Origin of the sequence: Gordonia sp. SGD-V-85, from assembly GCF_001456905.1 — a bacterium.
Classification (GTDB): Bacteria; Actinomycetota; Actinomycetes; order Mycobacteriales; family Mycobacteriaceae; genus Gordonia; species Gordonia hongkongensis.
Genome location: NZ_LNQO01000005.1, coordinates 268,999 through 292,543, shown reverse-complemented (window position 1 = coordinate 292,543; position 23,545 = coordinate 268,999). Strand labels below are relative to the sequence as shown.

The window sequence follows — 23,545 nt, the reverse complement described above, 5'->3', positions numbered from 1 at the left end:
GGCGCTCCTCAGGGAGCGAAGGTTGCGCCCTCCGCAAGCTCCGGGCGCTCCTACTCGGCGTCCGGCGTCGCCTTCTTGGCCGCCGTCTTCTTGGCGGTCGACTTCTTGGCTGCGGTCTTCTTCGCCGTCGTCTTCTTGGCTGCGGTATTCTTCGCCGCCGTCTTCTTGGCCGCTGTCTTCTTGGCGGGGGCCTTCTTCGCCGCCGCCTTCTTCGTGGTCTTCTTGGCAGCCTTCTTGGCCGGGCCACGAGCCCGACGATCGGCGAGCAACTCCATCGCGCGCTCCGGCGTGATCGAGGCGACCTCGTCGCCCTTGCGCAGGCTTGCGTTGGTCTCGCCGTCGGTCACGTACGGTCCGAACCGACCGTCCTTGATGACCATCGGCTTGCCGCTGACCTCGTCGTCCTTGCCGAGCTCACGCAGCGGCGGCGCGGCGGCCTGACGACCGCGACGCTTGGGCTCCGAGTAGATCTTCAGCGCCTCGTCGAGGGTGATCTCGAAGAGCTGCTCCTCGGTGCCGAGGGACCGCGAGTCCGAGCCCTTCTTGAGATACGGGCCGTACCGGCCGTTCTGCGCGGTGATCTCGTCGCCCGACTCCGGGTCGACGCCGACGACGCGCGGCAGCGACAGCAGCTTCAGCGCGTCCTCGAGCGTGACCGTCGAGATGTCCATCGTCTTGAACAGCGAGCCCGTACGCGGCTTGGGACCGGCCTTCTTCGCCGCCTTCTTCGCGGTCTTCTTCACCGCCGGCTTTGTCTTGGTGGCCGTGCCCCCGCCGGGCGAGTCGAGCGGGACGACGTCGCCGTCGGCGGTGTCCGAACCTCCGGTACCGCCACCCGACCCGCCGTCACGCGGCGTCGGGCCCGCGGGAATGGTTGCGGGCGTGTCCCCGTCGTCGTCATCGTCGTCCGACGGCAGGACCTCGGTCACGTACGGACCGAAACGTCCTTCCTTGACGACGATTTCGTGACCGGTGGCGGGGTCCATACCGAGCGAACGCCCCTCTTGCGGTGTCGCGAAGAGCTTTTCGGCGACTGCGAGGGTCAACTCGTCCGGGGTGATGTCAGCGGGCAGGTTGGCGCGCTGCAGATCCTCGTCCGCACCGTCCGCGGCGACATTGCGCTCCAGATACGGCCCGTATCGGCCGACCCGCACATAGATCGGGCGGCCCTCTTCGTCGTTGAACAGACGAATGGAGTTGACCTGCCGTGCGTCGATCTCCTCGAGATTGACGCCGACGAGCTTCTTCAGACCGCCGTATTGCGCGATTGCCGAATGGGCGGAACGGGTTTCACCGTCGGCACCGGAATGGTCGTCGCCGAAGTAGAACTCCGACAACCACTTCGTGCGGTTCTCGTTACCCGTTGCGATCTGATCGAGGTCGTCTTCGAGGGTCGCGGTGAAGTCGTAGTCGACGAGGCTCTGGAAGTACGCCTCCAGCAGACCGACGACCGCGAACGCGATCCACGACGGCACCAGGGCGTTGCCCTTCTTGACCACGTACCCGCGGTCCTGGATGGTGCCGATGATCGACGCATACGTCGACGGTCGGCCGATCCCGAGTTCCTCGAGCACCTTCACCAGCGACGCCTCGGTGAACCGTGCGGGCGGGTTGGTGGAGTGACCGTCTGCGGTCAGGTCGGTGGCCGTCAGCGACTGCCCCTCGGTGAGCTGCGGCAACCGGTTCTCGGCGTCGTCGGCCTGGCCGCCGCTGAGCTCGTCGACCGTCTCCACGTAGGCCGACAGGAAGCCCGGGAAGGTGATCGTGCGACCTGACGCGGCGAAGGTGCAGCGCTCTCCTGACGACGCGGTACCGGCGATACGCAGGCTCAGCGTGGTGCCCTTGGCGTCGGCCATCTGCGACGCGACCGTGCGTTGCCAGATCAGTTCGTACAGGCGGAACTCGTCGGCCTCGAGTTGCCCGGCGACCTGGCCGGGGGTACGGAAGGTCTCACCGGCGGGTCGGATCGCCTCGTGTGCCTCCTGGGCGTTCTTGACCTTGCGGGTGTACTGGCGCGGCGTCGGGTGGACGAAGTTGTCGCCGTAGAGCTCGCGGGCCTGGGCGCGGGCGGCGTTGATCGCCGACTCGCTGAGGCTCGTCGAGTCGGTACGCATGTAGGTGATGAAGCCGTTCTCGTACAACCGCTGCGCGATCCGCATCGTGCGGTCGGAGGTGAACCGCAACTTGCGGCCGGCCTCCTGCTGCAGCGTCGAGGTCATGAACGGCGCGTACGGACGGCGCGTGTAGGGCTTCTCCTCGACCGAGGTGACGGTCATCCCCGCACCTCGCAGGCCGGTGGCCAGACCCTCGGCGCGGTCGGCGTCGAGCACGATGACGCCGTCGGACCTCTTCAGGACACCTGTCGACTCGAAGTCGCGTCCCGTGGCGACCCGGGCTTCGTCGACGTTGACCAGCCGCGCCTTGAAGGTCTGCGGATTGGAGCTGTCCGCACTCTCCGCGCTCGCGTCCATCGTCGCGGAGATGTCCCAGTACTCGGCCGACACGAACGCCATGCGCTCGCGCTCCCGCTCGACGATGATGCGCGTCGCCACCGACTGCACACGGCCCGCCGACAGCTTCGGCATGACCTTCTTCCACAGCACCGGCGACACCTCGTAGCCGTAGAGACGGTCGAGGATGCGTCGGGTCTCCTGCGCGTCGACGAGGTCGATGTCGAGGTCACGCGGGTTCTCGGCAGCCGCCCGGATGGCCGGCTCGGTGATCTCGTGGAACACCATGCGCTTGACGGGGATCTTCGGCTTGAGGGTCTCGAGAAGATGCCAGGCGATCGCCTCCCCCTCGCGGTCACCGTCGGTGGCGAGGTAGAGCTCGTCGACGTCCTTCATCAGCGACTTGAGTTCGCTGACGGTCGACTTCTTGTCGGGCGACACCACGTACAGCGGCTCGAAGTTCTCGTCGACGTTCACGCCGAGGCGTGCCCAGGACTGCCCCTTGTACTTGGCCGGCACGTCGGCGGCGCCGCGCGGGAGGTCGCGGATGTGCCCTCGGGAGGACTCCACCACATAGTTCGCCCCCAGGTACCCGGCGATCTTGCGGGCCTTGGTCGGGGACTCGACGATCACGAGGCGTCGAATACCCCTGCTCGAGCGGGATGCGGTGCTGGTCTCTGCCACCGGGGCGTCCTTCGGTTGACTGGGTGGAGAACGTTCCTGCGTGTCAGTTCAGGTGTGTTCGATGGGTTTGTACCTTATGTATAGCGCCGTTTGCACATCTGAATTCCGTCTCGGACCCGGCGAGGTGACCGATCCGACACCGTTCCGACCCGTTGTAGCAGCTCAACGGCTCGAATGCGGGATGACTAATGCTCGTCGACCGGGGGCCAGTCGGCGACGGCCTCGGCGCAGGGCGGCACACCGACGTACTCGTGCAACCGGGACAGGCGCCGGTGGCCGGCGATCCGCAAGGCCGGGGAATGCCCGCGCGTACCGACGAGGGTGGGTGCGATGCCGACACGCATCAGCGCCGTGGCGAGTGCCGCGTGCGACTCCGGAGCGTGGGGATCCAGTCCGAGCTGGTAGCGGCCGGCATCCGAGTGACCGGCGGCGATCACCCACAGGCGCAGGGCCCGGTAACTCGGAACCCAACCGGGGGGCATCGCCTTGACCGCTCCCGCGGACCAGGCCGCGTGCAGGGGATCGAGTTCATGGCAGGGCGCGGTCCGGGCCAGCGGGGTGCCCTCGTCCGAGACCGTCGACTCGGCTTCGAGGCCGGCCGCACGCATCTCGACGACGATCTGCTCTGCCCGCCAGCGGTCGGCGACCACGATCGAGACCCGCGTACCGGTTTCGGAGCGGACGGCCTGTCCGTGCGCCGCGAGCAGCCCCGCGAGGTCGGCGTACGCGGGCTGTTCGGTCTCCGCGGAGAAAAACGACAACTGGCCCACGAGTCGAGACTAGTGCTGTGTCTCGGAAATAGGTGGGCGGTTCCGGTGGCGCGTTCACGACGCGCGGAGCGCTACGGAACAGGAGCCGGACAACAAACCGCTCCCGCCTCGACGAATCGAAACGGGAGCGGTGGTTTGCCCCGACTGCGTGGTGCAGTCACACGCGGGTCTTCTCAGACAGCGCGGACGCCGGTGGCCTGCGGCCCCTTGGTGCCCTGACCGACCTCGAACTCGACCCGCTGGTTCTCCTCGAGGGTGCGGAAACCGGATCCCTGGATCTCGGAATAGTGGACGAACACGTCGTCGGAACCCTCATCAGGCGCGATGAAGCCGAAGCCCTTTTCCGCGTTGAACCACTTCACAGTTCCCTGTGCCATTCTTGCAATCCTTTACATATCAACTGTCGCGACACGATGGGTCATCGTGTCGTGGCCGGTCGACCGCCATACCTCAAAGAGCCCCGCGAAGATCTGCATCGATCCGCCAAACTAACCTCAGTACCACGGCTGCAACGTGCTTGTCGCCCACCGGGCGGTGGGTCGCGAAAGCTGCGGCCGGAACCAGTCAATCATGTTCGGCCCCCCAGCGATAGTCACACGAACCAAAGTGAGTCAAAACCTCGTCAAACTTCAGACCAACGACACCAGCCGGTAACATCGACGCAGGTCGGAGACCCGTCGCTGCAACACTATTTCGAAGAGTTCTCACCAGAAGATGCAGTACTCCACATTCGGGACAGGCCTGTTGGCCCGTACCCTCGCGGGTTCCGACGCCGACCCCTCCCCTCTCACCCACCTCTCGGTAATCCCGTCGCGCTCACCATCTTTCGACGCCTGGCCGGAGTGGGTGCCGCAACCCCTGATCGACGCCTACGCCGACAACGGCATCGAGAGGGTGTGGACTCACCAAGCGCGCGCGGCCGACGCCGCATTCCGCGGCAATCATGTAGCTATTTGCACCGGGACCGCATCGGGCAAATCGATGTCGTATCAAATGCCTATTCTCACTTCATTGCTGAACGAAAAGAATGCGACCGCGTTATACCTCGCGCCGACAAAAGCTCTCGGGGCCGACCAGATCCGGGCAGTGTCCTCGATCATCGCCGGGCGACCGGAGTTCGGACACCTCCAGCCGTGCGCATACGACGGCGACACCGACCCCGAGATCCGGCAGTGGGCGCGCGCCCATTCGCGCTGGATCTTCACCAACCCCGACATGCTGCACATCGGCATCCTCTCCCATCACCACCGATGGCGTCAGTTCTTCCGGCATCTCCGATTCATCGTCGTCGACGAATGTCACCATTACCGAGGCGTGTTCGGGTCCCACACCGCCCTGGTGATGCGGCGTCTGCTGCGGATCGCACGGGCCGCCGGTGCCGATCCGGTCGTCATCGGCGCGAGTGCGACGGTCGCCGAACCGGCCGAGGCGCTGGGCCGGTTGATCGGTGAACCGGCCGTCGCGGTGACCGAGGACGCATCTCCCCGCGGGGAGCGGACCGTCGCCCTCTGGGAGCCCGATTTCCTGCCGGTGGTCACCGGCGAGAACGGTGCACCCGTCCGACGCTCGGCCGGCGCTGAATCCGCCCGACTGCTGGCCGATTTCGTGGTGGAAGGTGCTCGTACACTGTGTTTCGCCCGGAGCCGGCGGGGCGTCGAGCTGACCGCACTCAGCGCACGACACCTGTTGTCACTGAGCGCCCCCGAGCTCGAGTCCCGGGTCGGCGCGTACCGGGCGGGATACCTGGCCGACGATCGGCGACGTCTGGAGAAGGCCATCTCCGACGGCGAACTGCTGGGCGTGGCCACCACCAATGCGCTCGAACTCGGCGTGGACATCAGCGGACTCGACGCCGTGATCGTCAGCGGGTACCCCGGCACGGTCGCCTCGTTCTGGCAGCAGGCCGGGCGCGCGGGACGCCAGCGCGAGTCCGGCGACTCACTCGTCGTGCTCGTCGCCCGCGACGACCCGCTCGACACCTACCTCGTGCATCATCCGGAGTCACTCCTCGGCAAACCCGTCGAGGCCACGGTCACCGACCCCGCCAACCCGTACATCCTCGGTCCGCACCTGCTGTGCGCCGCCATGGAGAAACCGCTGTCGGACAGCGAGATCGACGCCTGGAACGCCCGCGACGTGGCGCAGGACCTGGCCGCCGACGGCCTGCTGCGCAAACGTAAGTCCGGCTGGTACGTCACGGCCGGAACCGAACCCCACGCCGACGTCGACATCCGCGGCGGCATCGGCGGGCAGGTCCTGATCGTCGACACCACGACGTCGCAGCTGCTCGGTACCGTCGACACCGGCCGGGCCATGTCGACGGTGCACCCCGGCGCCGTCCACATCCACCAGGGCGAGACCTATCTCGTCGACGAGCTCGATCTCGACGACGGTCTCGCGCTGGCGCATCCGGAGGACCCGGACTGGACGACGTCGGCGCGGGAGACGACGGACATCAGCATCACCGCGACGCTCGCGAGCCGGCGATTCGGCCCGCTGACGGTCGCATTCGTGGAGGTCGACGTCACCCATCAGGTCGTCGGTTACCTGCGCACGTTGCGCACCGGAGAGGTGCTCGACGCCGTCGAGCTCGACATGCCCGAGCAGACCCTGAGCACCCGCGCCGTGATGTACACCCTCACACCGGAGGCACTCGCCGACGCCGGTATCGACGAGACCCTGTTGCCCGGTTCGTTGCACGCCGCGGAACACGCGGCCATCGGCCTCCTCCCTCTGGTTGCGACCTGCGACAGGTGGGACATCGGTGGACTCTCGACCGACCTCCACCCGGACACCGGTCTGCCGACGGTCTTCGTCTACGACGGGTACATGGGCGGTGCCGGTTTCGCCGAACGCGGGCATTCGGCGTTCCTGACCTGGATCGACGCCACCCGAGACGCCGTGGCCAGCTGCGGTTGTGAGAGCGGTTGCCCATCCTGCGTGCAGAGTCCCAAATGCGGCAACGGTAACGATCCGCTCGACAAGAATGGCGCAGTAGCCGTCCTGGATCTTCTCCGTCGGGAATACTTGGCCCATGCATGACGAGGCATCCGACCGGGGAACCCACACGTATCGTCAGGTCACCCGACCCTCTCGTGCCTTCTTCCTGCTCGCCCGCGCGACGCAGAACACCGACCAGTTGCCGTCGTCCATCGGCGAGCGCGACGTGTTCTTCTCCGAAGACGAGGCGCTCGACGCCCTGGACCTCCACTACGCCTGGTGCGCGGCCCGTTCCGGAGGTTTCACCGATGTCGTGACGACGGCACAGTGGTATCTGCAGACGGCGATGGTCGGTCCGCGGGTCACCGCCTCCCTCGGTGAGGTCTATCTGGCGTCCACCGATGCCCAGTCCGGCGAAACCTGGGCAGCAGCAGGCGGTTTCCTCACCGAGGGGGAACTCATCCACTGGTCGTCGTTCGTCCGGGCCGCCCGATCGTGGATTCCGCTCAACACCGGGACCGATGCGCTCGAACTCGCCTATCGCGGCGACACCGACGTGCACTTCCACCAATTGTGGTTCGCGCCCATGCAGTCCATCCGGGTGTATCCCAAGCGGATCTCCGTCGAATCCGACGGTCTCGGGTAGAGCCGCCCTCCGGCACGTCAGTCAACCGGTCCCGCGCGCGCCTGGGCGGTGGCGTCGCTCGTCCCGAAACTCCCGAGCGCCACCGGCACCCGAACCGTCACCACCACATCGTCTCCGGCGGTACGGCACTCCACGAGCTCGGCCCCCGAGTCCTGTCGGCGGCTCAGATCTCGTGCCGCCGCGCATGGATTCGGCTCACCCGCGGCATGCTCGATCGCCGCGGCCAGTGCGGACAGGTCGGCCGCCGACTGGGCGCGGTGGCGGGCGAGCACCGCTGCCCCGACATAGATCACCATGACGAGAACCGCAGCCAGCGCCGCGATCACGAATGCGCCCAACACCGTTGCGTGACCGTCGTCGTCGGCGGTCAGCCCACGACGGCGCGTCATGGCCCCACCCCCGGCGCGAACACCACCTGATCCGCACCTGTCGGCTCCTTGGCCGCGACCGCCCGGGCCGACACCGTGAGACCCGGCAGCATCGCCACACCCGATCGGACCTCGACCACGACGACCCGATCGTCTGCATCCGAGATCGACACGCGCGCACCGTCTCCGACCAGCCGTTGCGCGACTTCGCGCCCCGAAGCATCACCCGCAGCGGACAGGCGAGCCACCTCGCGCGCCGCATCGGTACAGCGGATCTGGGTGGTCACCGCGGCGACCGCACCCACGGCGATGAGCACCATGACGACGATCGCGGCGATCGCGTACGCGGCCTCGACCGTCACCATGCCTGATTCGTCGGCGAGCAGGCGTCGCAGCCACTTTCGGCGGTACATCAACCGACCGAGGTGTTGAGCGCCTTTCCGATGATGCCCGTCAGGGCACTCACGATGTTGTCACCGGTGACCACCGTGTAGAGGATCGCCCCGAACGCCGCCGCGGCGATGGTGCCGATCGCATACTCCGCCGTGGACATGCCTTCCTCGTCGGCCATCAGGCGCGTCATGTGCGCGCCGAGACGTCCGATCACATCGCTTCGATCGTGCGGCGCCGCGGCCTGGGTGGCGTCGTGGGTCCGGAACATGGTGCGTGACATGGTCTCTCCTGGGAGTCGATGGAACCGAGTGAACGGTGTTGCACGTACTTGGACGCAGCGCGTCGCCGTTCGGATCCCTCGGATTTGCCGACCATGCCGTTCCGGCGCAAACCCGGACGATCGCCAGTTACGAGGTCGACCACACCCCGAGTTCGTTGCCGCTGGGATCGGTGAAGTGGAACCTACGACCACCGGGGAAAGCAGAGGGGCCGTTCACGATCTCGCCACCCGCCGCGCGCACCCGCTCCACTGAGGCGTCGAGATCGTCGGAGTAGAGCAGCACCAGCGGACCACCGCGCACGGCTGCGACCTCGCTCGTCGCGAGACCCCCGACCTCGGGCAGGTCCGGGCCGCCCGGATTCGCGATCCCCGCGTATGCGGGACCGTAGTCGTTGAACTGCCAGCCGAACGCAGCAGCGTAGAACGCCTGCGCCGCGGCCGAGTCGGTGACGGTGAGTTCGATGTAGTCGATCGCATGGTGTCGGTGCCCGGAGTCGGTCATGGAGAACATTCTGCGTCGTCGCACCGACAAGCACGTCAGATCGAACCCAGAACCGACGAGGCGAGCCCGACGACGACCGGGACGATCCCGAGACAGATGAACGCGGGCAGGAAGCACAGTCCGAGCGGGCCGCTGATCGCGACACCGGCCCGTTCGGCGGCGGCGAGTGCGTCGTCGTGCGCCCGGCGTCGAACATCATCGGCGAGTTCGGCGAGGCCGCCGGCCAGCGACGAGCCGGCCCGCGCCGACCGGCGCGCCATCGCGGCGAGTGCATCGAGATGGTCGTCCGACGTCTCGCCGTCCGGTCCGTCGAGCAGGGCCGACCATGCCGCGTCCGGATCGGCGCCCAGCTGCAGCAGGTCGGCGACGTGAGCGAGGGGCGCCGCCATCGACGCCGGCGCGTGTTCGGCGACCACCGAGGCCGCGGTCCCCACCGGCAGACCGGCGCGTAGGCACACCGCGAACAGATCGAAGGCCGCCGCGACCGCGAACGGGTCGTCGGCGGTGGGACCGGCACCGAGCCACCGCGGCGTGCGATCGGGCGGCGGCGGATCGGTCACCCGATAGAGCAGCCAGCGCGGCGCGGGCCAGATCCACAGCGCGGCCGCGAGCAGCACCGCCGAACACGCAGTGCCGGTGAGGCCGCCGGCGATCATCGTGCCAGCACCTTGCCGGTGATGCGCTCGGACCAGCCGATCCCCGCGGCGACCAAAGCGCACCCGACCACCAGCAGGATCCCACCCAGGCCACCGCCGAGGAGGACCTGGATCGGACCCGCACCGGTCGCCTGACCCAGGGCGATCCCGAGCAATGGCAGACCGGCGAGGACCGCCGCCGTCGCCCGCGGTCCCGACAGTCCGGCTCGCGTCCGATCCGCGAAGCCACGCCGCGCCTGAAGATCCGAACGCACTGCACCGAGCAGGTCGACCATCGGCAGGCCGCGGTCCTCGGCGATCTGCCAGGCCACGCCGATACGACGCCAGGACGCCTCGCCCGAGACCCTGCCCGCCAGTCCGGCCCCGGACACCGGGTCGATCACCGACCCGCCCAGGGCGGCCCGGAACGCCATCGACTCCAACCCGTTCGCGATCTCCGCTCCGGTGGCCGGGTCATGGGGCTCGCGACGACGGAGTTCGGCGACCGCGACCTCGCAGGCCCGGACCGGTGGCGCACCCACCGACAGTTCGGCGATCATCAGCGACAGCCCCAGGAGCAAGTCATCCGACTGGTGGTCGAGGCGCTTCTCCGCCGACCGCCGCCGCCGTACCCACAGCACGACCGTCACGACGATCGCGGCAGCGACGGCGGCCGCCAACCCGCCGATCAGGAGCGCCCCGAACGGGACCGTCATCGGGATCAGCACGGCCGGAACCGATCTCCGGGCGGGGCGGGGTTGTCCGGACACCGTCTGGAGTCGGTGTCTCGCTCGCGGCGCGGCCGACAGCGGCAGCGCGACGCCCACGGCTCCCAGGACCAGCGCGACGGCGACCGGCGTGGACATCATCGTCGGTCCCCCGACCCCGGCCCACGCCCGGCGACCAACCGGTCGAAGTGATCGCGCTCCGCCGTGAATCCGCTGTTCCGCAACCAGATCGGCACGATCGTCACGCGTCCGGCGTCGTCGCGCCGGACGACCCCGACCTCGGCGAGTCCGCGGGTCCCGCCCGCGTTGCGCGCCACGCCGAGCACCACCTGCAGTGCGGCACCCAGCTGACTGTGGAGAGCGTCGCGGGCCATGCCTCCGAGGGCGGCGAGGGCCTCCATCCGCGCCGGCACCTCCGACGTCGAGTTCGCGTGGACCGTGCCGGCACTCCCGTCGTGCCCGGTGTTCAGCGCGGTGAGGAGGTCGATGACCTCACCGCCGCGAACCTCTCCGACGATGATCCGGTCGGGTCTCATCCGAAGCGCCTGACGGACCAGGGTCCGCACCGGCACCTCGCCCACGCCTTCGACATTCGACGCGCGCGCGACCAACCTCACCACCTGCGGATGGCGCGGGGCCAGTTCGAGCGCATCTTCGACGCAGACGACCCGCTCGCGCGGATCCATCGCTCCGATCAGTGCGTTGAGCAGGGTCGTCTTGCCGGTCCCCGTACCGCCTATCACCAGGAATGCCAGGCGGTTCCGGAGGATGTCCCCGATGATCGGCACCACCTCGGACGGGATCGCGCCGCTCTCGACGAGGCTCGGCAGATCCTTGGACGCCGAACGCAGGACCCTTAAGGAGATACACGTCCCGTCCGCGGCAAGCGGCGGGATGATCGCGTGCAGCCGCACGGTGTATCCGCGCCGACCGACGTTCGACAACTGCCCGTCGACCCAGGGCTGGGCGTCGTCGAGCCGCCGCCCGGCGCCCAGCGCCAGCCGACCCGCGAGGCGGCGGACCGACGCCTCGTCCGGGAAGCGGATCGTCGTCTGCTCGAGTCCGGATCCGCGGTCGACCCAGACCTCGTCGGGACCGGCGACCAGGATGTCGGCGATGTCGGGTTCGGCGAGGAGTTGCTCGAGCTTGCCCGCCCCGGTCAGCTCGGTCTGCAGGAAGCGGAGGGCGGCGAGCAGGTCGGTGTCACCCAGCACTCCCCCGGCCTCTGCGCGGATCGCGTCGGCGATGACGGCCGGACTCGGGTCGGCCGCGGCGGCGGCCAGTCGCGAGCGCACCCGGTCCAACAGCGCCTCGTCGGCCGGTCCGTCGATTCGCGCCTGGGTCACGACGCACGCTGTCGGTGCTCGGCGACCCTGGCGTGCACGGTGTGCGCCGCGCGTCCGAGCGGACTGCGGCGTCGCAACCGCAACGGACCACCCTCCAGCCGCCCCGCGAGACGGGGCTCCGGCCGATAGGCGGCGAGCAGTGGGAGTCCGATGGCATCGGCCACCTGTTGCGGACGCAACCCGCCGGGCGACGGGCCGCGCACCACCAGCTCGACGGCCACCTCGTCACCGACGACACGGTCGACGATGCGTCGAGCCGCGGCACATCCGCCGACGGTGGGTGTGGTCACCACCACCACGACGTCGGAGGATGCGATCGCGGCGCGCACCACCGGTGCGTCGGACCGGGGCAGGTCGAGCACGACGAGATCACCATGGGTGTGCCCCGCGTCGATGACCGCGGTGACCGCATCGACACTCAACCCGGCGCTCGGCAGGCGTTGTGAGGTCAACACCGCCAGGCCCTCGCCCGCGCTCGGCAGCGCCTGGTGGAGCGCCGTACCGCCGACGACCCCGCCGTCGAGCGAGAGATCCTGCCACCGCAGCCCGCGGCGGCGCTCGATGCCCAGCAGGAGGTCGGCTCCGGCGCCCATGTCGTCGAGGTCGAGCAGCAGCGTGGGCGACTGGGCACCTGCCGACGTCAGCGCGACCGCCGCTGCCAGGGTCGACGCCCCGGCACCACCGTGAGCACCGATGAGCGCCACGACACCCGCGGGTCGGCGTCTGGGCACCCGGCACTCCGTCAGTACCCGGACGAGGCGTCCTTCGTCGGCCGGGAGCGTCGATGAGTCCTCGATACCCAGCTCCATCGCCATCCGCCAGATGTGTGCTCCCGGTTCGGCCGCACTCACCAGTACGAGGCCGGGTCGCCGAGGTGGGCGCACCCGGGCGAGGAGGGCGATCGCGGATGGGTCGGCCGCGACGGCCCGGGCGGTCAACCATTCGCGCCGGCAATCGTCCGCCGGCGCGCTGATCACGTGGTATCCGGCTGCGGCGGCGCACCGTGCGACGTCGTCGTGGAGTTCGGGGTCTACGAGAACCAGGAGTTCATCGGGCATGCGGCCGATCATGCGGCAGGTGCGGCGCTCCGACGGGTGGGGTCCCGGGCAATTGGGGATGGCGGCGAAGGCTGTGGACAAACTCTCGCGACCAGCGGGGTCTCGGGCTACAAAAGACCCCAGACAGAGGACAACCCCGGCCAGGGGGGGAGGAGGCCGGGGTCGTCACGTTTCAGCCCCGGGGGGTCGGGCTGAAACGCACCGGTATGAGAACCGGGTACCGATGACTATACACACGGTTTTGGGTTATTTGCAAGCACAACAATCCCATTCACTAATGTCCGTTCTACTGCGGAGTAACCAGCAGATCGAATCAGACGCCCGTTCCGGGCGCATATTCGGGAATCGCGATTCAGGCCCGCGAAACGCGCAACGTCTTTGCAACGTTCCCGCTCGAGGCCGCCGAACTCCGAATCGGCCACCTACCACCCCCGAACCAGCTGCCGATTGCGTCGAAGATGGTGCGTCGCAGAGCGTTTCGCTGGCATCCGCAAGTCGTTCAACATTCCGGCGCGGAACGCTTGATGTGATCGGCATCACGGTGTAGAACAGTGGTTACGGAATCTCGGAAGGCCAAGTTCGATCCGGAAGAGAAGGAACGAACCCCCACGCCGAGCACTTCCCAGCACGGGCGGCAAGCACCCACGCGGAGCACGCCGCATATGGCAAAAGTGTTGTGCGCCTGCGACATCACAGTCAGGACGACCGACCGCCACCACTCGATGCGCCACCGCCTTCCTCTCGTGAGGCGCCAGGCCCGAGAGGAATGGCCCACAGCTGGCAGCACGTGGACGGTCAGTAATCCCGACTCGCGATCAATCGCCGAGGCGGTGACCACAACCCACCAAGCACGCTTGGTAACTTGAGTCCGTGCTACGCGGGCGGCAACCGCGTCGTTTACGACGCCGGCGGCCGCCCGCAGTGCTGTCCGGGCCGGGTTCGAAACCTCGCGAGACTAACCAGACCGGGCCGCGTCCGCGATCGACTTCGCCTCGGCCGCACCGGCTTCCAGGGCCTCGCAGCAGAAGATGATCCAGTCCCGCAGGCCCGACTCGGTACCAGCCCCGAAGTTCGTAGCCAACGTGCGATACTCGCCGACCCGCTTGAACCAGGTCACCTCCGGCACGCCGAGGCAGTGCGGGTCCAGCCCGGTCGCGGCGCCGACGAGCCGAGACGCGGCACGAGCGACGACACCGTTGGCAGCGGGGAAGGCGTCCACCGCCAGCAACTCGCCGTGCACCACCGCCACGAGCACCGGCGCCGGAACCGAGGTGGCGCCGGTTGTCAACTGCCCCAACAAGTTGAGACGTTCGGCGACATCCGTCCCGCTCCGGGGCCGCCCGAGATCTTCCGGGTCGTCGACGAGGTCCGCGGCGGCAAGGGTGTGCAACCTCGCCAGCGCTTGCGCGGGTGCCCGGCGGATCACCGAGGTGAGTGTGACCAGCGAATCGCCGTCGAGGGCCTGCGACACCCGCATGGCGCCGGCCAGGATGGGGTCGTCGAAGTCGCCGTCGCGTCGGAGCTCGACACTTCCACCGTCGATCGCGGCCGAGGACCGGCCCGCCCGCCACGACGCCTCGGTGGCGGTCTTGTCCCATCCCCGCAGGTTGGCGGGGTGCCGGTGCACTGCGGACAGGGCATCCCGTGCTCGATCGGCGGCGGCGACGACGCCGGGCAGCTCCAGCAGGGGCATCAGTGGGTCGGTGGTCACGCACCGACGATAGTTGCGGCCGCGGACCGCTCACCAGGTCGCCCTCGGTCCGGTCGATCAGGGCTACCGATTCGGACACCCGCGGCGCTCAACCGAATAGATACCGATGATCCATTGTTAGTCACCGTTTCAGATATTGCGCACCTGTAATTGTTCACGGTGTTCGTCAGTTGACTGACTGAAACGCATCGCTCCGACGTCGGCGCGGGGTCCACAGGGCATCGCGACCGTTCGTCGCCGCCCACCCGCCGTTCGTCGCCAATCGGCCGCGCTCACATACCGGACGGTTCCACCCTAGACCGCGACGTGACTACGCTCACACTGATTGCCCGTTCTGACGCCAGGTCACCCTACTGTTGAGTGACCGCCGTCGACAGCGAAAGGCCCTTGTCACCGATGTCCTCCACCGTCCAGGCATTTCCTCCCTCCGACGAGTTCGCCGCCCAGGCCAACGGCACCGCCGAGATGTATGACCATGCCGATGCCGACCGCCTCGAGTTCTGGGCCGAGCAGGCCCGGCGGCTGGACTGGGCCACCGAGTTCACCACCACCCTCGACTGGTCCGACGCCCCGTTCGCCAAGTGGTTCGTCGGAGGCAAGCTCAACGTCGCGGTCAACTGCGTGGATCGGCACGTCGCCGCAGGCAAGGGCGACCGCGTCGCCATCCACTGGGTCGGTGAACCCGGCGACACCCGCGACCTCACCTACAGCCAGCTGCTCGCCGAGGTCAGCAAGGCCGCCAATTACTTCTCGTCCATCGGGCTGGTCGCCGGCGATCGCGTCGCCATCTACATGCCGATGGTCCCCGAGGCCCTGATCTCGATGCTCGCCTGCGCCCGCCTCGGCCTCACCCACTCCGTGGTCTTCGCCGGCTTCTCCTCCGGAGCGCTGCGCTCCCGCGTCGACGACGCCGAGGCCAAGCTCGTCATCACCACCGACGGGCAGTACCGCCGCGGCCAGCCGGCGCCGTTGAAGACCCAGGTCGACGAGGCGCTCGGCACCGGCGACGACGCCGCGAAATCCGTCGAGAAGGTCCTCGTCGTGCGTCGTACCAACCACGACCCCGACCTGAACTGGGTCGAAGGCCGCGACGTGTGGTGGGAAGACACCGTCGACGAACAGTCGGACACCCACGACGCCGAGGCCTTCGACGCCGAACACCCACTCTTCCTGCTCTACACCTCGGGCACCACCGGTAAGCCCAAGGGCATCGTCCACTCCTCCGGCGGTTACCTCACCCAGGTCAGCTACACGTTCCACTACGTCTTCGACCACAAAGAAGGCCGCGATGTCTTCTGGTGTGGCGCCGACATCGGCTGGGTGACCGGCCACTCCTACCTCGTCTACGGTCCGCTCTCCAACGGCGCTACCGAGGTCGTCTACGAGGGAACCCCCAACTCCCCCAACGAGCACCGCCACTTCGAGATCATCCAGAAGTACGGCGTCACCATCTACTACATCGCGCCGACCCTGATCCGCACCTTCATGAAGTGGGGACGGGAGATCCCCGACGCCCACGACCTGTCCAGCATCCGGCTGCTCGGCAGCGTCGGCGAACCGATCAACCCCGAGGCCTGGAAGTGGTACCGCGAGGTCATCGGCGGCGACTCCGCGCCCATCGTCGACACCTGGTGGCAGACCGAGACCGGCGCCATCATGATCTCGCCGCTGCCGGGCGTGACCGCGACCAAGCCGGGATCGGCGATGAAGCCCCTGCCCGGCATCAGCGCCAACATCGTCGACGACCAGGGCAACCCCGTCGGCGCCGGTGAGCAGGGCTATCTCGTGCTCGACCAGCCGTGGCCGTCGATGCTGCGCGGGATTTGGGGCGACGACGAGCGCTTCCGCGACACGTACTGGTCACGGTTCGCCGAGCAGGGCTGGTACTTCGCCGGCGACGGCGCCCGCTACGACGAGGACCACGCACTCTGGGTCCTCGGACGCGTCGACGACGTCATGAACGTCTCCGGCCACCGCATCTCCACCGCCGAGGTCGAGTCCGCGCTCGTCGGGCACTCCGGTGTCGCCGAAGCCGCGGTCATCGGCGCCGCCGACGAGACCACCGGCCAGGGCATCGTCGCCTTCGTCATCCTGCGCGAGGGCGTGGAGAACACCGGGGACCAGCTGATCGCCGAACTGCGCCAGCAGGTGTCGGTGGAAATTTCGCCGATCGCCAAACCCCGCGAGATCAACGTCGTGCCCGAACTGCCCAAGACACGCTCGGGCAAGATCATGCGCCGTCTGCTCAAGGACGTCGCCGAAGGCCGCGAACTCGGCGACACCTCCACCCTCGTCGACCCGTCGGTCTTCGAAGCGATCCGCGCGAAGAAGGCCTGAGGCCGTTCGAGTTCTCCAGGGCCTGCCGACCTGAGGTCGGCAGGCCCTGCCCGTCTTCGCGCCACGCCATTCGATGGGTGGCTCGCCACTCCATTCGACGGGTGGCTCGCCACCCGGATCGCCCGCGCATGGCAACATATGGCCATCAGCCGAACAACGGAGGATTCTGTGAGCCCCAACGAGCACGGCCTGCCCGACGCGGGCCGGGACTCCGTCCCGTCGATCCCGCTCTCCGACGCCAACGCCGGCCGCAACGGCGAGCCGACGATCGGAAGCCTGGTCAAGGACGCGACCGCCAGTGTCTCCACCCTGTTCCGATCCGAGGTCGCGCTGGCCAAGGCCGAGCTGGTCACCGAGGCCAAGAAGGCCGGCGCGGGCACCGGGCTGCTCATCGTCGCCGGTGTGATGGCGCTCTACGCGAGCTTCTTCTTCTTTTTCTTCCTCGCCGAACTGCTCGACGAGTGGGTCTGGCGCTGGCTGGCGTTCCTCATCGTGTTCCTCATCCTGGTGGCGGTCACCCTGATCGCCGCGTTCGTCGGATACCTGTTCTTCAAACGCGTGCGCGGACCCGCGAAGACGATCGAGACGGTCAACGAACTGCCGACCGTCCTGCCCCACCGCGGCTCGGCGCACGACACCACCACGCACCCGAGAATCCCGCCCGCCCGCGAAGGGTGATCCGTGAGCGAGGAGCCCGACCCCTCGACCGTTCGTCTCCCGGGTGATTGGGAGCATCTCGACGTCCGCGCCAACGGAGTCCGTTTCCACGCCGTCCAGCCCGCCGGCGTTCCCGCCGACGACCGCCCGTTGGTGCTGCTGCTGCACGGATTCGGCGAGTTCTGGTGGAGCTGGCGACATCAGCTGACCGCGCTCACCGACGCCGGCTTCCGCGCCGTCGCCGTCGACCTCCGCGGCTACGGCGACACCGACAAACCACCGCGCGGCTACGACGGCTGGACCCTGGCCGGCGACACCAACGGCCTCGTCCGCGCGCTCGGACACACCCGGGCCACCCTGATCGGACACTCCGACGGCGGCCTGGTCTGCTGGGCGACCGCCACGCTGCACCCGCGCGTCGTCGACCGGATCGTCGTCATCGCGTCCCCGCACCCCCGCGCCCTGCGTCGACGCGTGTTGCGGGACAAGGCACAACGCGCACAGTTCTTACCTCTGTTCCTGCGCAACCAGATCCCCCGCCTCGGTGAACGGCAGGTCACCCGCGACGACGCGGCCTTCGTGTCCGACTACTTCGCGGAACGGTCGTCTGCCCCCTGGCGCGGTGAACCCGACTACGCGCACACCGTCGAACTCAACCGGTCGGCCATGCTGATCCCCAACGTCGCGCACTGCAGCCTGGAGTACCAGCGCTGGGCGTTCCGTTCGCAGTTCCGACCCGACGGCGCCCGCTTCATGGAATTGATGGACCAGCGGCTGCATCTCCCCGTGCTGGCCCTGCGGGGCCGCGACGACCCGTACATCCTCGACGACGCGATGGCCGACAGTCACCGATGGGCCGCGCGCCAGACGTATCGGCAGGTCGAGGGCAGCGGCCACTTCGTCCATCAAGAACAACCGGCCGCGGTGACCGACCACATCCTCGAGTTCCTACGCCACGAACCCGCACCCACGCCTGACCGCGCGCGCCGATCGGCCCGCGAGGTCAGGCGAGGACGCAGCGTTGCGTACTCACCCGCTCGCTTCGTCGCTCGGATTCGTCGAAGTCGGAGCGCACCTGACGGGCGGTGAGCACGAAACCGGTCTCGTCGGCGGCATTCTCGGCCGCGCCGAAGACCACACCGAGCACCTCGCCGTCCGAATTCAGCAGCGGCCCACCCGAATTGCCCTGCCGGATCAGACCACGGACGGCGTAGACCTCACGGGTCACCTGCCCGGTCCGGTAGATGTCGTCACCGGTGTGGGCGAAGACCGCACGCACCCGCAGCGGGCTCACGTAGAACGGTCCGGCCTCGGGGAAACCGAGTGCGATGGCGTCGTCCCCGGTCGACGCGGGGCGTGAGGCGAACCGCAGGGCCGGCGCCCGGAGGCCCGGGACGTCGAGAACCGCGATGTCGTTCTCGCTGTCGAAGAGCACGACGCGCGCCGGGAGCTGCGCCCCCGTCGAGGTCTGGACCTCCAGCCGTTCGGTGCCCGCGACCACGTGCGCGTTCGTCATGACGCGCTCCGGAGAGACGACGAACCCGCTCCCCTCGAGCGCCTGCCGGCAGCTCGGTGCCACGCCTTCGATCTTCACCACGCTGGGACGCGCCTGCGTCACCACCGGCAGTTCGGCCAGCGCCTGATCGGGAGGGTCGACGTTCGTCGACGGGGTGCTGACGAACGGGAGCTTCGGGAGTCCCGAACTGTCCAGGAGCGCCTTGAAGTCGTCCGGGATGTCGTCGACCCACTGCGGTGACACCGCGTCGACCCCGGTGAGCACCTTCGAGTCCCGAACCGCCCCGGCGATGGCCGGGTCGGCGGACTCGCGAAGCGGGATCGCCAGCAGGCCCGCGGCCAGCAACACCGCGACCACCTGTAGGAGCGAGCCGACTCCGCTGTCGACGGCGCGCAGCCCGGGCGACCGGATCCCACCGCGAGCCGCACGTCCCAGAACCATGCCGGCCACCTCGCCGACGACCACGAGCACGACCAGCACCAGAATCCCGGCGAGCACCCGCACCTGCAGATCGTCGAACTGCTCGATCAGGCGGGGCGCGAGCAGCAGACCGGCTACGGCGCCGAGTGCGACTCCGATGAACGCCAGGGCCGAGGCGACCGCACCCGACCGGTACCCGCTGGCCGCCGCGAGCAGGCCGATGCCGATCACGATGATGTCGACCCATGTCGAGCCGGTCATCGGGTACCTCCGGGCTCGGCGTTGCCGGCGTCGACCACGTCGCGGTCGTCCGGGTGCAGCTCCGCGAACCCGGATTCCTGCCGGCTCCCGGCGAGCTCGATCATCTTCTCCAGCGAACGAACGTCGGCGGAGTCCCACGGACGGTCCCAGCCGGACACCTCGCTGATGGCGGCGATGAGCCCACCCGTGAATCCCCAGACGAGCAACTGGTCGACGAAGAACGCGGGCCCCTTGTAGACGATGCCGACCGCCTTGCGGCGGACCTGGAACCGGTTGTCCGGGTTCAGCAATTCGCGCAGATTGATCCGGTCCACGCGCGCGGTCTCGCCTTGGTCGACGACGCGCACCTCGCTCGGGCGGTGCCAGTAACCGATCACCGGGACGACGTCGAAGCCCGAGACCCCGACGGGAAAGCTCGGCAGGGTCGCGAGGATGGTCACCCCGGATGCGTCGAGGCCGGTCTCCTCGGCCGCCTCGCGCAGCGCGGTGCCCACCGGGAAGTCGTCGCCGGGATCGGCCGCGCCCCCGGGGAACGCGACCTGCCCGCTGTGCTGGCGAAGTGTGGGAGCGCGCTCGGTCAGCAGTACCTCGGCGTCGGCCGGCACCCCGCCGGGATGATCGTCGGCCGACTCCCACGAACCCGAGAACAGGATCAGAACGGCCGCCGACCGGGAGTTCGTCGGCAACATCGACGCCCAGCGCGATCGATCACCGCCGCGGTTGTCGACGCTTGTCGTGACGGCGGTGACATCGTCGGTCAACGCCCGCAGCCACGGCGGGATCTCGTCCCGCGGGACCAGCGGTCCCGCATCGGCGCGCGAACGCCCGCTCATATCCGCACGCCCAGATGCTCGGCCACCGAATCGGCGATCTCCTCCGGACTGTCGAAGACACCGGGATAGACCTCGGCGACCGTGCCGTCGGGTCGAAGGAAGACGGTCGACGGGAACACCCTGGGCGCGTTGATGGCCGCGGCCACCTTTCCGTCGAGGTCGAGCACGGACGGCAAGCGGACTCCGATCTCGGTGAGCAGCGTCAGCGGGAAGAACGGGTTGCTACCGCCTTCCTTGGCGTGCAGGGCCAGCACGGTGACCCGGTCGCCGGCCCGCGCGGCGAACTCCTCGAAGTAGGGCAGCTCGGTCTTGCACGGACCGCACCACTGCGCCCAGACGTTGATGACGAGCGGCCGGCCGGCCGTCGAGGCACCGAGGTCGTAGGGCGCTCCGGTGCTCAAGCAGGGTTCGACGACGCCGTCGAGGACGGAGTCCGGCGATTCCGGCAGTCCGGTGACCGGGCAGTCCGGCAGGTCGGCGGTGCTGCGCGCCTCCGCCAGACGCGCCTCGTCCACCGGCGCATCGATCGGGCGGACTCCACTCGACGAGGGCGGTGCGCTCGACATCGGCGCCGGATCGTCCCCGCGCGGCCAGATCGCCACGATGAGCGCGATCATCACGACCACGAAGACCACGGTCCATCGCGCGGCGGGCGGGAAACGAGAACCCCGGGGCGACGCCGGGCCGCTTGGTTCGCTCACGGGGCCGCGATCCCGGCCAGCGCGAGGAGATGCTCGGTCTCCGGCCCCTTCACCAGGGCCGCGGCCTCGGTCTTGTCCATCGGTCCGGTGCCCACCGACGGACAGTCCTTGGCGAGGACGCACACCCCACACGCCGGCTTGCGCGCATGACACACCCGTCGGCCGTGGAAGATCACCCGGTGCGACAGGTCCGTCCACTCCCGCCGCTCGATCAGCTCGCCGACGGCGTGCTCGACCTTCACCGGATCGGTCTCCTCGGTCCACTGCCAGCGCCGGACCAGGCGGCCGAAGTGGGTGTCGACGGTGATGCCGGGCACACCGAACGCGTTGCCCAGCACCACGTTCGCGGTCTTGCGCCCGAACCCGGGCAGCGACACCAGATCCTTCAGATTGTCTGGGACCTCCCCGTCGAACCGCTCGACGAGCGCCTGCCCGAGTCCGATGATCGAGTTCGCCTTGTTCCGGTAGAAGCCGGTGGGTCGGATCATCTCCTCGAGCTCGGTGCGGTCCGCCCCGGCATAGTCCGCGGCCGTCCGGTATCTGGCGAACAGCGCGGGGGTGGTCATGTTCACACGCACATCGGTGCACTGCGCCGACAGGATCGTCGCCACCGAGAGCTCGAGCGGGTCGGTGAAGTCGAGTTCGCAGTACACGTGCGGGAAGGCGACCTGGAGGGTCCGATTCATCCGCCGCGCGCGCCGGACCAATCCGAGATGGGTCTCCTGCTTGCGTGCCGGGGTCGGTCCCGCGGCCGCAGACTTGCGTGCGCTCACCTGATTCAGGTTAGCGATGCGCACGGCGAAGCCCGATTCCGCTGGCCCCCGACACGGGGCGAAGCACTCTCACACACCCCCTGAATGGAACATCACCGCAGGTCAGAACCGCGTGTTCGCCCTGGGAGAAGGGCTGGTCACGGCCACATCGGCGTGCTCACGCGCAACCTACGGTCAGGTAACAAGTCAATGACGGCGGCCCTCTCGATGCGGTTCCGGGCGGGTCGATTGTGTTTACTTGTCCCCATGCACGGTCTCGCGGCGCTGCTGTTCCCGGCTGTACTCATGTTGTTCGCCATGGGCATGGACAAGGTCCAGTCCCGGATCGACCGCTCGGCGGTCTCACGCGATGAGGTGGAGGACTTCCTCGACTCGGCCGACGCCCAGAACGTCCAGACCCTCGCCCGCGAGGGCATGCCGGCCGCGCTCGACGAACTCCGCGACCGACGGGTCACCCGTCACGAATCAGCGGTGTCCGGCCACACCGAATCGCCGCAGCGGGCCAGCTGACCGGCCGTCGCCGCCCCCGCTTCCGTACCGCCCGACCACCGCGTCGACACTCCGCCAATCGGACACACCCGCAATGAGCTTCCAGTGACCCATCCAACACATATGCTTGTGCGCGGGGTAGCGTAGCCAACGGCGCGATCTGACGCGGGCTGTAGAGAGATTCGAGAAAGGTTCCCTAGGTGGAAGAAGTACTGGCGCGGGCGGGCATATTCCAGGGCGTCGAGCCCTCCGCCGTCGCGGCGCTGACCAAGCAGCTTCAGCCCGTCGACTTCCCTCGCGGACACGTGATCTTCCACGAAGGCGAGCCCGGCGATCGGCTCTACATCATCATGTCCGGCAAGGTGAAGGTCGGCCGACGCTCGCCCGACGGACGCGAGAACCTGCTGACGATCATGGGCCCGTCCGACATGTTCGGCGAACTCTCCATCTTCGATCCCGGCCCCCGTACCTCGTCGGCGACGACGGTCACCGAGGTCCGCGCGGTGTCGATGGACCGTGACGCGCTGAAGGCGTGGATCAAGGACCGTCCGGAGATCGCCGAGCAGCTGCTGCGCGTGCTGGCACGCCGCTTGCGCCGCACCAACAACAACCTCGCCGATCTCATCTTCACCGACGTGCCCGGTCGCGTCGCCAAGCAGTTGCTGCAGCTTGCGCAGCGCTTCGGCACCCAGGAGGGCGGCGCGCTGCGCGTCACCCACGACCTGACCCAGGAAGAGATCGCCCAGCTCGTCGGCGCATCGCGCGAGACCGTCAACAAGGCGCTCGCCGACTTCGCCCAGCGCGGATGGCTGCGCCTCGAGGGCAAGAGCGTGCTCATCGCCGACTCCGAGCGTCTCGCGCGCCGCGCGCGCTGACTCGAGTTCACCACGAAGCCGCTCGCTCCTCCGGGAGCGGGCGGCTTCGCTCCTCCCCGCCCCCTGAGGTGCGAGCGGCTTCGCTCCTCGCCGCTCCCTGAGGTGCGAGCGGCTTCGCTCCTCCCCGCCCCCTGAGGTGCGAGCCGCGTTGCTCCTCCCCCCTCCCTGAGGT

23 protein-coding genes are annotated in these 23,545 nt (G+C 68.6%); 7 read left to right on the top strand and 16 right to left on the bottom strand.

What is annotated here, in order from left to right:
* Positions 1–50: 50 nt before the first annotated feature.
* From topA to AS181_RS08360, 3 genes are all read right to left on the bottom strand, one after another.
* Positions 51–3,134: a type I DNA topoisomerase gene (gene topA, locus AS181_RS08370; RefSeq protein ID WP_058251105.1), complete on the bottom strand. Its 3,084-nt coding sequence runs from the start codon at positions 3,132–3,134 to the stop codon at positions 51–53.
* A 185-nt stretch (positions 3,135–3,319) separates the two neighbouring features.
* Positions 3,320–3,904 (bottom strand): hypothetical protein, encoded by a 585-nt coding sequence (locus tag AS181_RS08365; RefSeq protein WP_058251104.1) that lies wholly within the window; start codon positions 3,902–3,904, stop codon positions 3,320–3,322.
* 173 nt (positions 3,905–4,077) lie between these two features.
* Complete coding sequence (locus tag AS181_RS08360) at positions 4,078–4,281, bottom strand: cold-shock protein (protein WP_004022110.1); 204 nt, start codon at positions 4,279–4,281, stop codon at positions 4,078–4,080.
* Positions 4,282–4,618: 337 nt separating this feature from the next.
* On the opposite strand from AS181_RS08360, the gene AS181_RS08355 reads away from it, so the two are divergent.
* Together AS181_RS08355 and AS181_RS08350 are read left to right on the top strand one after the other, a co-directional pair.
* Positions 4,619–6,946: a DEAD/DEAH box helicase gene (locus tag AS181_RS08355; RefSeq protein WP_058251103.1), complete on the top strand. Its 2,328-nt coding sequence runs from the start codon at positions 4,619–4,621 to the stop codon at positions 6,944–6,946.
* Positions 6,939–7,490, top strand: a complete 552-nt coding sequence (locus tag AS181_RS08350) for a hypothetical protein (RefSeq protein ID WP_058251102.1) — start codon at positions 6,939–6,941, stop codon at positions 7,488–7,490. The genes AS181_RS08355 and AS181_RS08350 overlap by 8 nt, the downstream gene beginning before the upstream one ends.
* A 17-nt stretch (positions 7,491–7,507) precedes the next feature.
* Here the strand turns inward: AS181_RS08350 and AS181_RS08345 are convergent, their stop codons facing one another.
* The 9 genes from AS181_RS08345 to AS181_RS08305 all read right to left on the bottom strand — a co-directional run bounded on the left by AS181_RS08345 (position 7,508) and on the right by AS181_RS08305 (position 14,511).
* Entirely contained in the window at positions 7,508–7,879 is a 372-nt protein-coding gene (locus tag AS181_RS08345) for an Rv3654c family TadE-like protein (RefSeq protein ID WP_058251101.1), read from the bottom strand.
* Positions 7,876–8,271, bottom strand: coding sequence for a TadE family type IV pilus minor pilin (locus AS181_RS08340; RefSeq protein WP_058251100.1), 396 nt, complete (start codon positions 8,269–8,271; stop codon positions 7,876–7,878). Before AS181_RS08340 ends, AS181_RS08345 begins: the two co-directional genes overlap by 4 nt.
* On the bottom strand, positions 8,271–8,531 hold the full coding sequence (locus tag AS181_RS08335) for a DUF4244 domain-containing protein (RefSeq protein ID WP_082652892.1): 261 nt from the start codon (positions 8,529–8,531) through the stop codon (positions 8,271–8,273). The genes AS181_RS08340 and AS181_RS08335 overlap by 1 nt, the downstream gene beginning before the upstream one ends.
* Positions 8,532–8,658: 127 nt before the next feature.
* Positions 8,659–9,033, bottom strand: a complete 375-nt coding sequence (locus AS181_RS08330) for a VOC family protein (RefSeq protein WP_058251153.1) — start codon at positions 9,031–9,033, stop codon at positions 8,659–8,661.
* Between the two features lie 35 nt (positions 9,034–9,068).
* A complete protein-coding gene (locus AS181_RS08325) occupies positions 9,069–9,689 on the bottom strand; it encodes a type II secretion system F family protein (protein ID WP_058251099.1) in 621 nt (206 codons plus the stop codon).
* Positions 9,686–10,537 (bottom strand): type II secretion system F family protein, encoded by an 852-nt coding sequence (locus AS181_RS08320; protein WP_058251098.1) that lies wholly within the window; start codon positions 10,535–10,537, stop codon positions 9,686–9,688. The genes AS181_RS08325 and AS181_RS08320 overlap by 4 nt, the downstream gene beginning before the upstream one ends.
* A complete protein-coding gene (locus AS181_RS08315; protein ID WP_082652891.1) occupies positions 10,534–11,742 on the bottom strand; it encodes a TadA family conjugal transfer-associated ATPase in 1,209 nt (402 codons plus the stop codon). The genes AS181_RS08320 and AS181_RS08315 overlap by 4 nt, the downstream gene beginning before the upstream one ends.
* Complete coding sequence (gene ssd, locus AS181_RS08310) at positions 11,739–12,800, bottom strand: septum site-determining protein Ssd (RefSeq protein WP_058251151.1); 1,062 nt, start codon at positions 12,798–12,800, stop codon at positions 11,739–11,741. Before ssd ends, AS181_RS08315 begins: the two co-directional genes overlap by 4 nt.
* Positions 12,801–13,755: 955 nt before the next feature.
* Positions 13,756–14,511, bottom strand: a complete 756-nt coding sequence (locus tag AS181_RS08305) for a hypothetical protein (protein WP_058251097.1) — start codon at positions 14,509–14,511, stop codon at positions 13,756–13,758.
* A 396-nt stretch (positions 14,512–14,907) separates the two neighbouring features.
* On the opposite strand from AS181_RS08305, the gene acs reads away from it, so the two are divergent.
* The 3 genes from acs (at position 14,908) to AS181_RS08290 (ending at position 18,594) form a co-directional block, all read left to right on the top strand.
* A complete protein-coding gene (gene acs / locus AS181_RS08300; RefSeq protein WP_058251096.1) occupies positions 14,908–16,848 on the top strand; it encodes an acetate--CoA ligase in 1,941 nt (646 codons plus the stop codon).
* 168 nt (positions 16,849–17,016) lie between these two features.
* Positions 17,017–17,526, top strand: a complete 510-nt coding sequence (locus AS181_RS08295; RefSeq protein WP_058251095.1) for a phage holin family protein — start codon at positions 17,017–17,019, stop codon at positions 17,524–17,526.
* A 3-nt stretch (positions 17,527–17,529) separates the two neighbouring features.
* On the top strand, positions 17,530–18,594 hold the full coding sequence (locus AS181_RS08290) for an alpha/beta fold hydrolase (protein ID WP_058251094.1): 1,065 nt from the start codon (positions 17,530–17,532) through the stop codon (positions 18,592–18,594).
* Here AS181_RS08290 and AS181_RS08285 read toward each other — a convergent pair.
* From AS181_RS08285 to nth, 4 genes are all read right to left on the bottom strand, one after another.
* A complete protein-coding gene (locus AS181_RS08285) occupies positions 18,509–19,702 on the bottom strand; it encodes a MarP family serine protease (RefSeq protein ID WP_058251093.1) in 1,194 nt (397 codons plus the stop codon). The two genes, AS181_RS08290 and AS181_RS08285, sit on opposite strands and share 86 nt — an antisense overlap.
* Entirely contained in the window at positions 19,699–20,535 is an 837-nt protein-coding gene (locus tag AS181_RS08280; RefSeq protein ID WP_058251092.1) for an NUDIX hydrolase, read from the bottom strand. Before AS181_RS08280 ends, AS181_RS08285 begins: the two co-directional genes overlap by 4 nt.
* Positions 20,532–21,152 (bottom strand): TlpA family protein disulfide reductase, encoded by a 621-nt coding sequence (locus AS181_RS08275; RefSeq protein WP_249145213.1) that lies wholly within the window; start codon positions 21,150–21,152, stop codon positions 20,532–20,534. The genes AS181_RS08280 and AS181_RS08275 overlap by 4 nt, the downstream gene beginning before the upstream one ends.
* An 80-nt stretch (positions 21,153–21,232) precedes the next feature.
* The gene (gene nth, locus AS181_RS08270; RefSeq protein WP_223258841.1) at positions 21,233–21,922 is read right to left on the bottom strand and encodes an endonuclease III; all 690 of its coding nucleotides are present in this window, start codon (positions 21,920–21,922) and stop codon (positions 21,233–21,235) included.
* A gap of 333 nt (positions 21,923–22,255) precedes the next feature.
* On the opposite strand from nth, the gene AS181_RS08265 reads away from it, so the two are divergent.
* Entirely contained in the window at positions 22,256–22,519 is a 264-nt protein-coding gene (locus AS181_RS08265; protein WP_058251089.1) for a hypothetical protein, read from the top strand.
* A gap of 179 nt (positions 22,520–22,698) precedes the next feature.
* A complete protein-coding gene (locus AS181_RS08260; RefSeq protein WP_004022089.1) occupies positions 22,699–23,373 on the top strand; it encodes a Crp/Fnr family transcriptional regulator in 675 nt (224 codons plus the stop codon).
* Positions 23,374–23,545 lie beyond the last annotated feature (172 nt).

Excerpts from the sequence above, each read along its gene's own strand:
- acs (WP_058251096.1), top strand. The coding sequence starts at position 14,908 with ATGTCCTCCACCGTCCAGGCATTTCCTCCCTCCGACGAGTTCGCCGCC.
- AS181_RS08285 (WP_058251093.1), bottom strand. The coding sequence starts at position 19,702 with ATGACCGGCTCGACATGGGTCGACATCATCGTGATCGGCATCGGCCTG.
- AS181_RS08330 (WP_058251153.1), bottom strand. The coding sequence starts at position 9,033 with ATGACCGACTCCGGGCACCGACACCATGCGATCGACTACATCGAACTC.
- AS181_RS08360 (WP_004022110.1), bottom strand. The coding sequence starts at position 4,281 with ATGGCACAGGGAACTGTGAAGTGGTTCAACGCGGAAAAGGGCTTCGGC.
- AS181_RS08325 (WP_058251099.1), bottom strand. The coding sequence starts at position 9,689 with ATGATCGCCGGCGGCCTCACCGGCACTGCGTGTTCGGCGGTGCTGCTC.
- AS181_RS08320 (WP_058251098.1), bottom strand. The coding sequence starts at position 10,537 with ATGATGTCCACGCCGGTCGCCGTCGCGCTGGTCCTGGGAGCCGTGGGC.
- AS181_RS08355 (WP_058251103.1), top strand. The coding sequence starts at position 4,619 with ATGCAGTACTCCACATTCGGGACAGGCCTGTTGGCCCGTACCCTCGCG.
- AS181_RS08275 (WP_249145213.1), bottom strand. The coding sequence starts at position 21,152 with ATGATCGCGCTCATCGTGGCGATCTGGCCGCGCGGGGACGATCCGGCG.
- AS181_RS08340 (WP_058251100.1), bottom strand. The coding sequence starts at position 8,271 with ATGTACCGCCGAAAGTGGCTGCGACGCCTGCTCGCCGACGAATCAGGC.
- ssd (WP_058251151.1), bottom strand. The coding sequence starts at position 12,800 with ATGCCCGATGAACTCCTGGTTCTCGTAGACCCCGAACTCCACGACGAC.
- AS181_RS08345 (WP_058251101.1), bottom strand. The coding sequence starts at position 7,879 with ATGACGCGCCGTCGTGGGCTGACCGCCGACGACGACGGTCACGCAACG.
- AS181_RS08335 (WP_082652892.1), bottom strand. The coding sequence starts at position 8,531 with ATGTCACGCACCATGTTCCGGACCCACGACGCCACCCAGGCCGCGGCG.
- nth (WP_223258841.1), bottom strand. The coding sequence starts at position 21,922 with ATGAATCGGACCCTCCAGGTCGCCTTCCCGCACGTGTACTGCGAACTC.
- AS181_RS08265 (WP_058251089.1), top strand. The coding sequence starts at position 22,256 with ATGCACGGTCTCGCGGCGCTGCTGTTCCCGGCTGTACTCATGTTGTTC.
- AS181_RS08350 (WP_058251102.1), top strand. The coding sequence starts at position 6,939 with ATGCATGACGAGGCATCCGACCGGGGAACCCACACGTATCGTCAGGTC.
- AS181_RS08280 (WP_058251092.1), bottom strand. The coding sequence starts at position 20,535 with ATGAGCGGGCGTTCGCGCGCCGATGCGGGACCGCTGGTCCCGCGGGAC.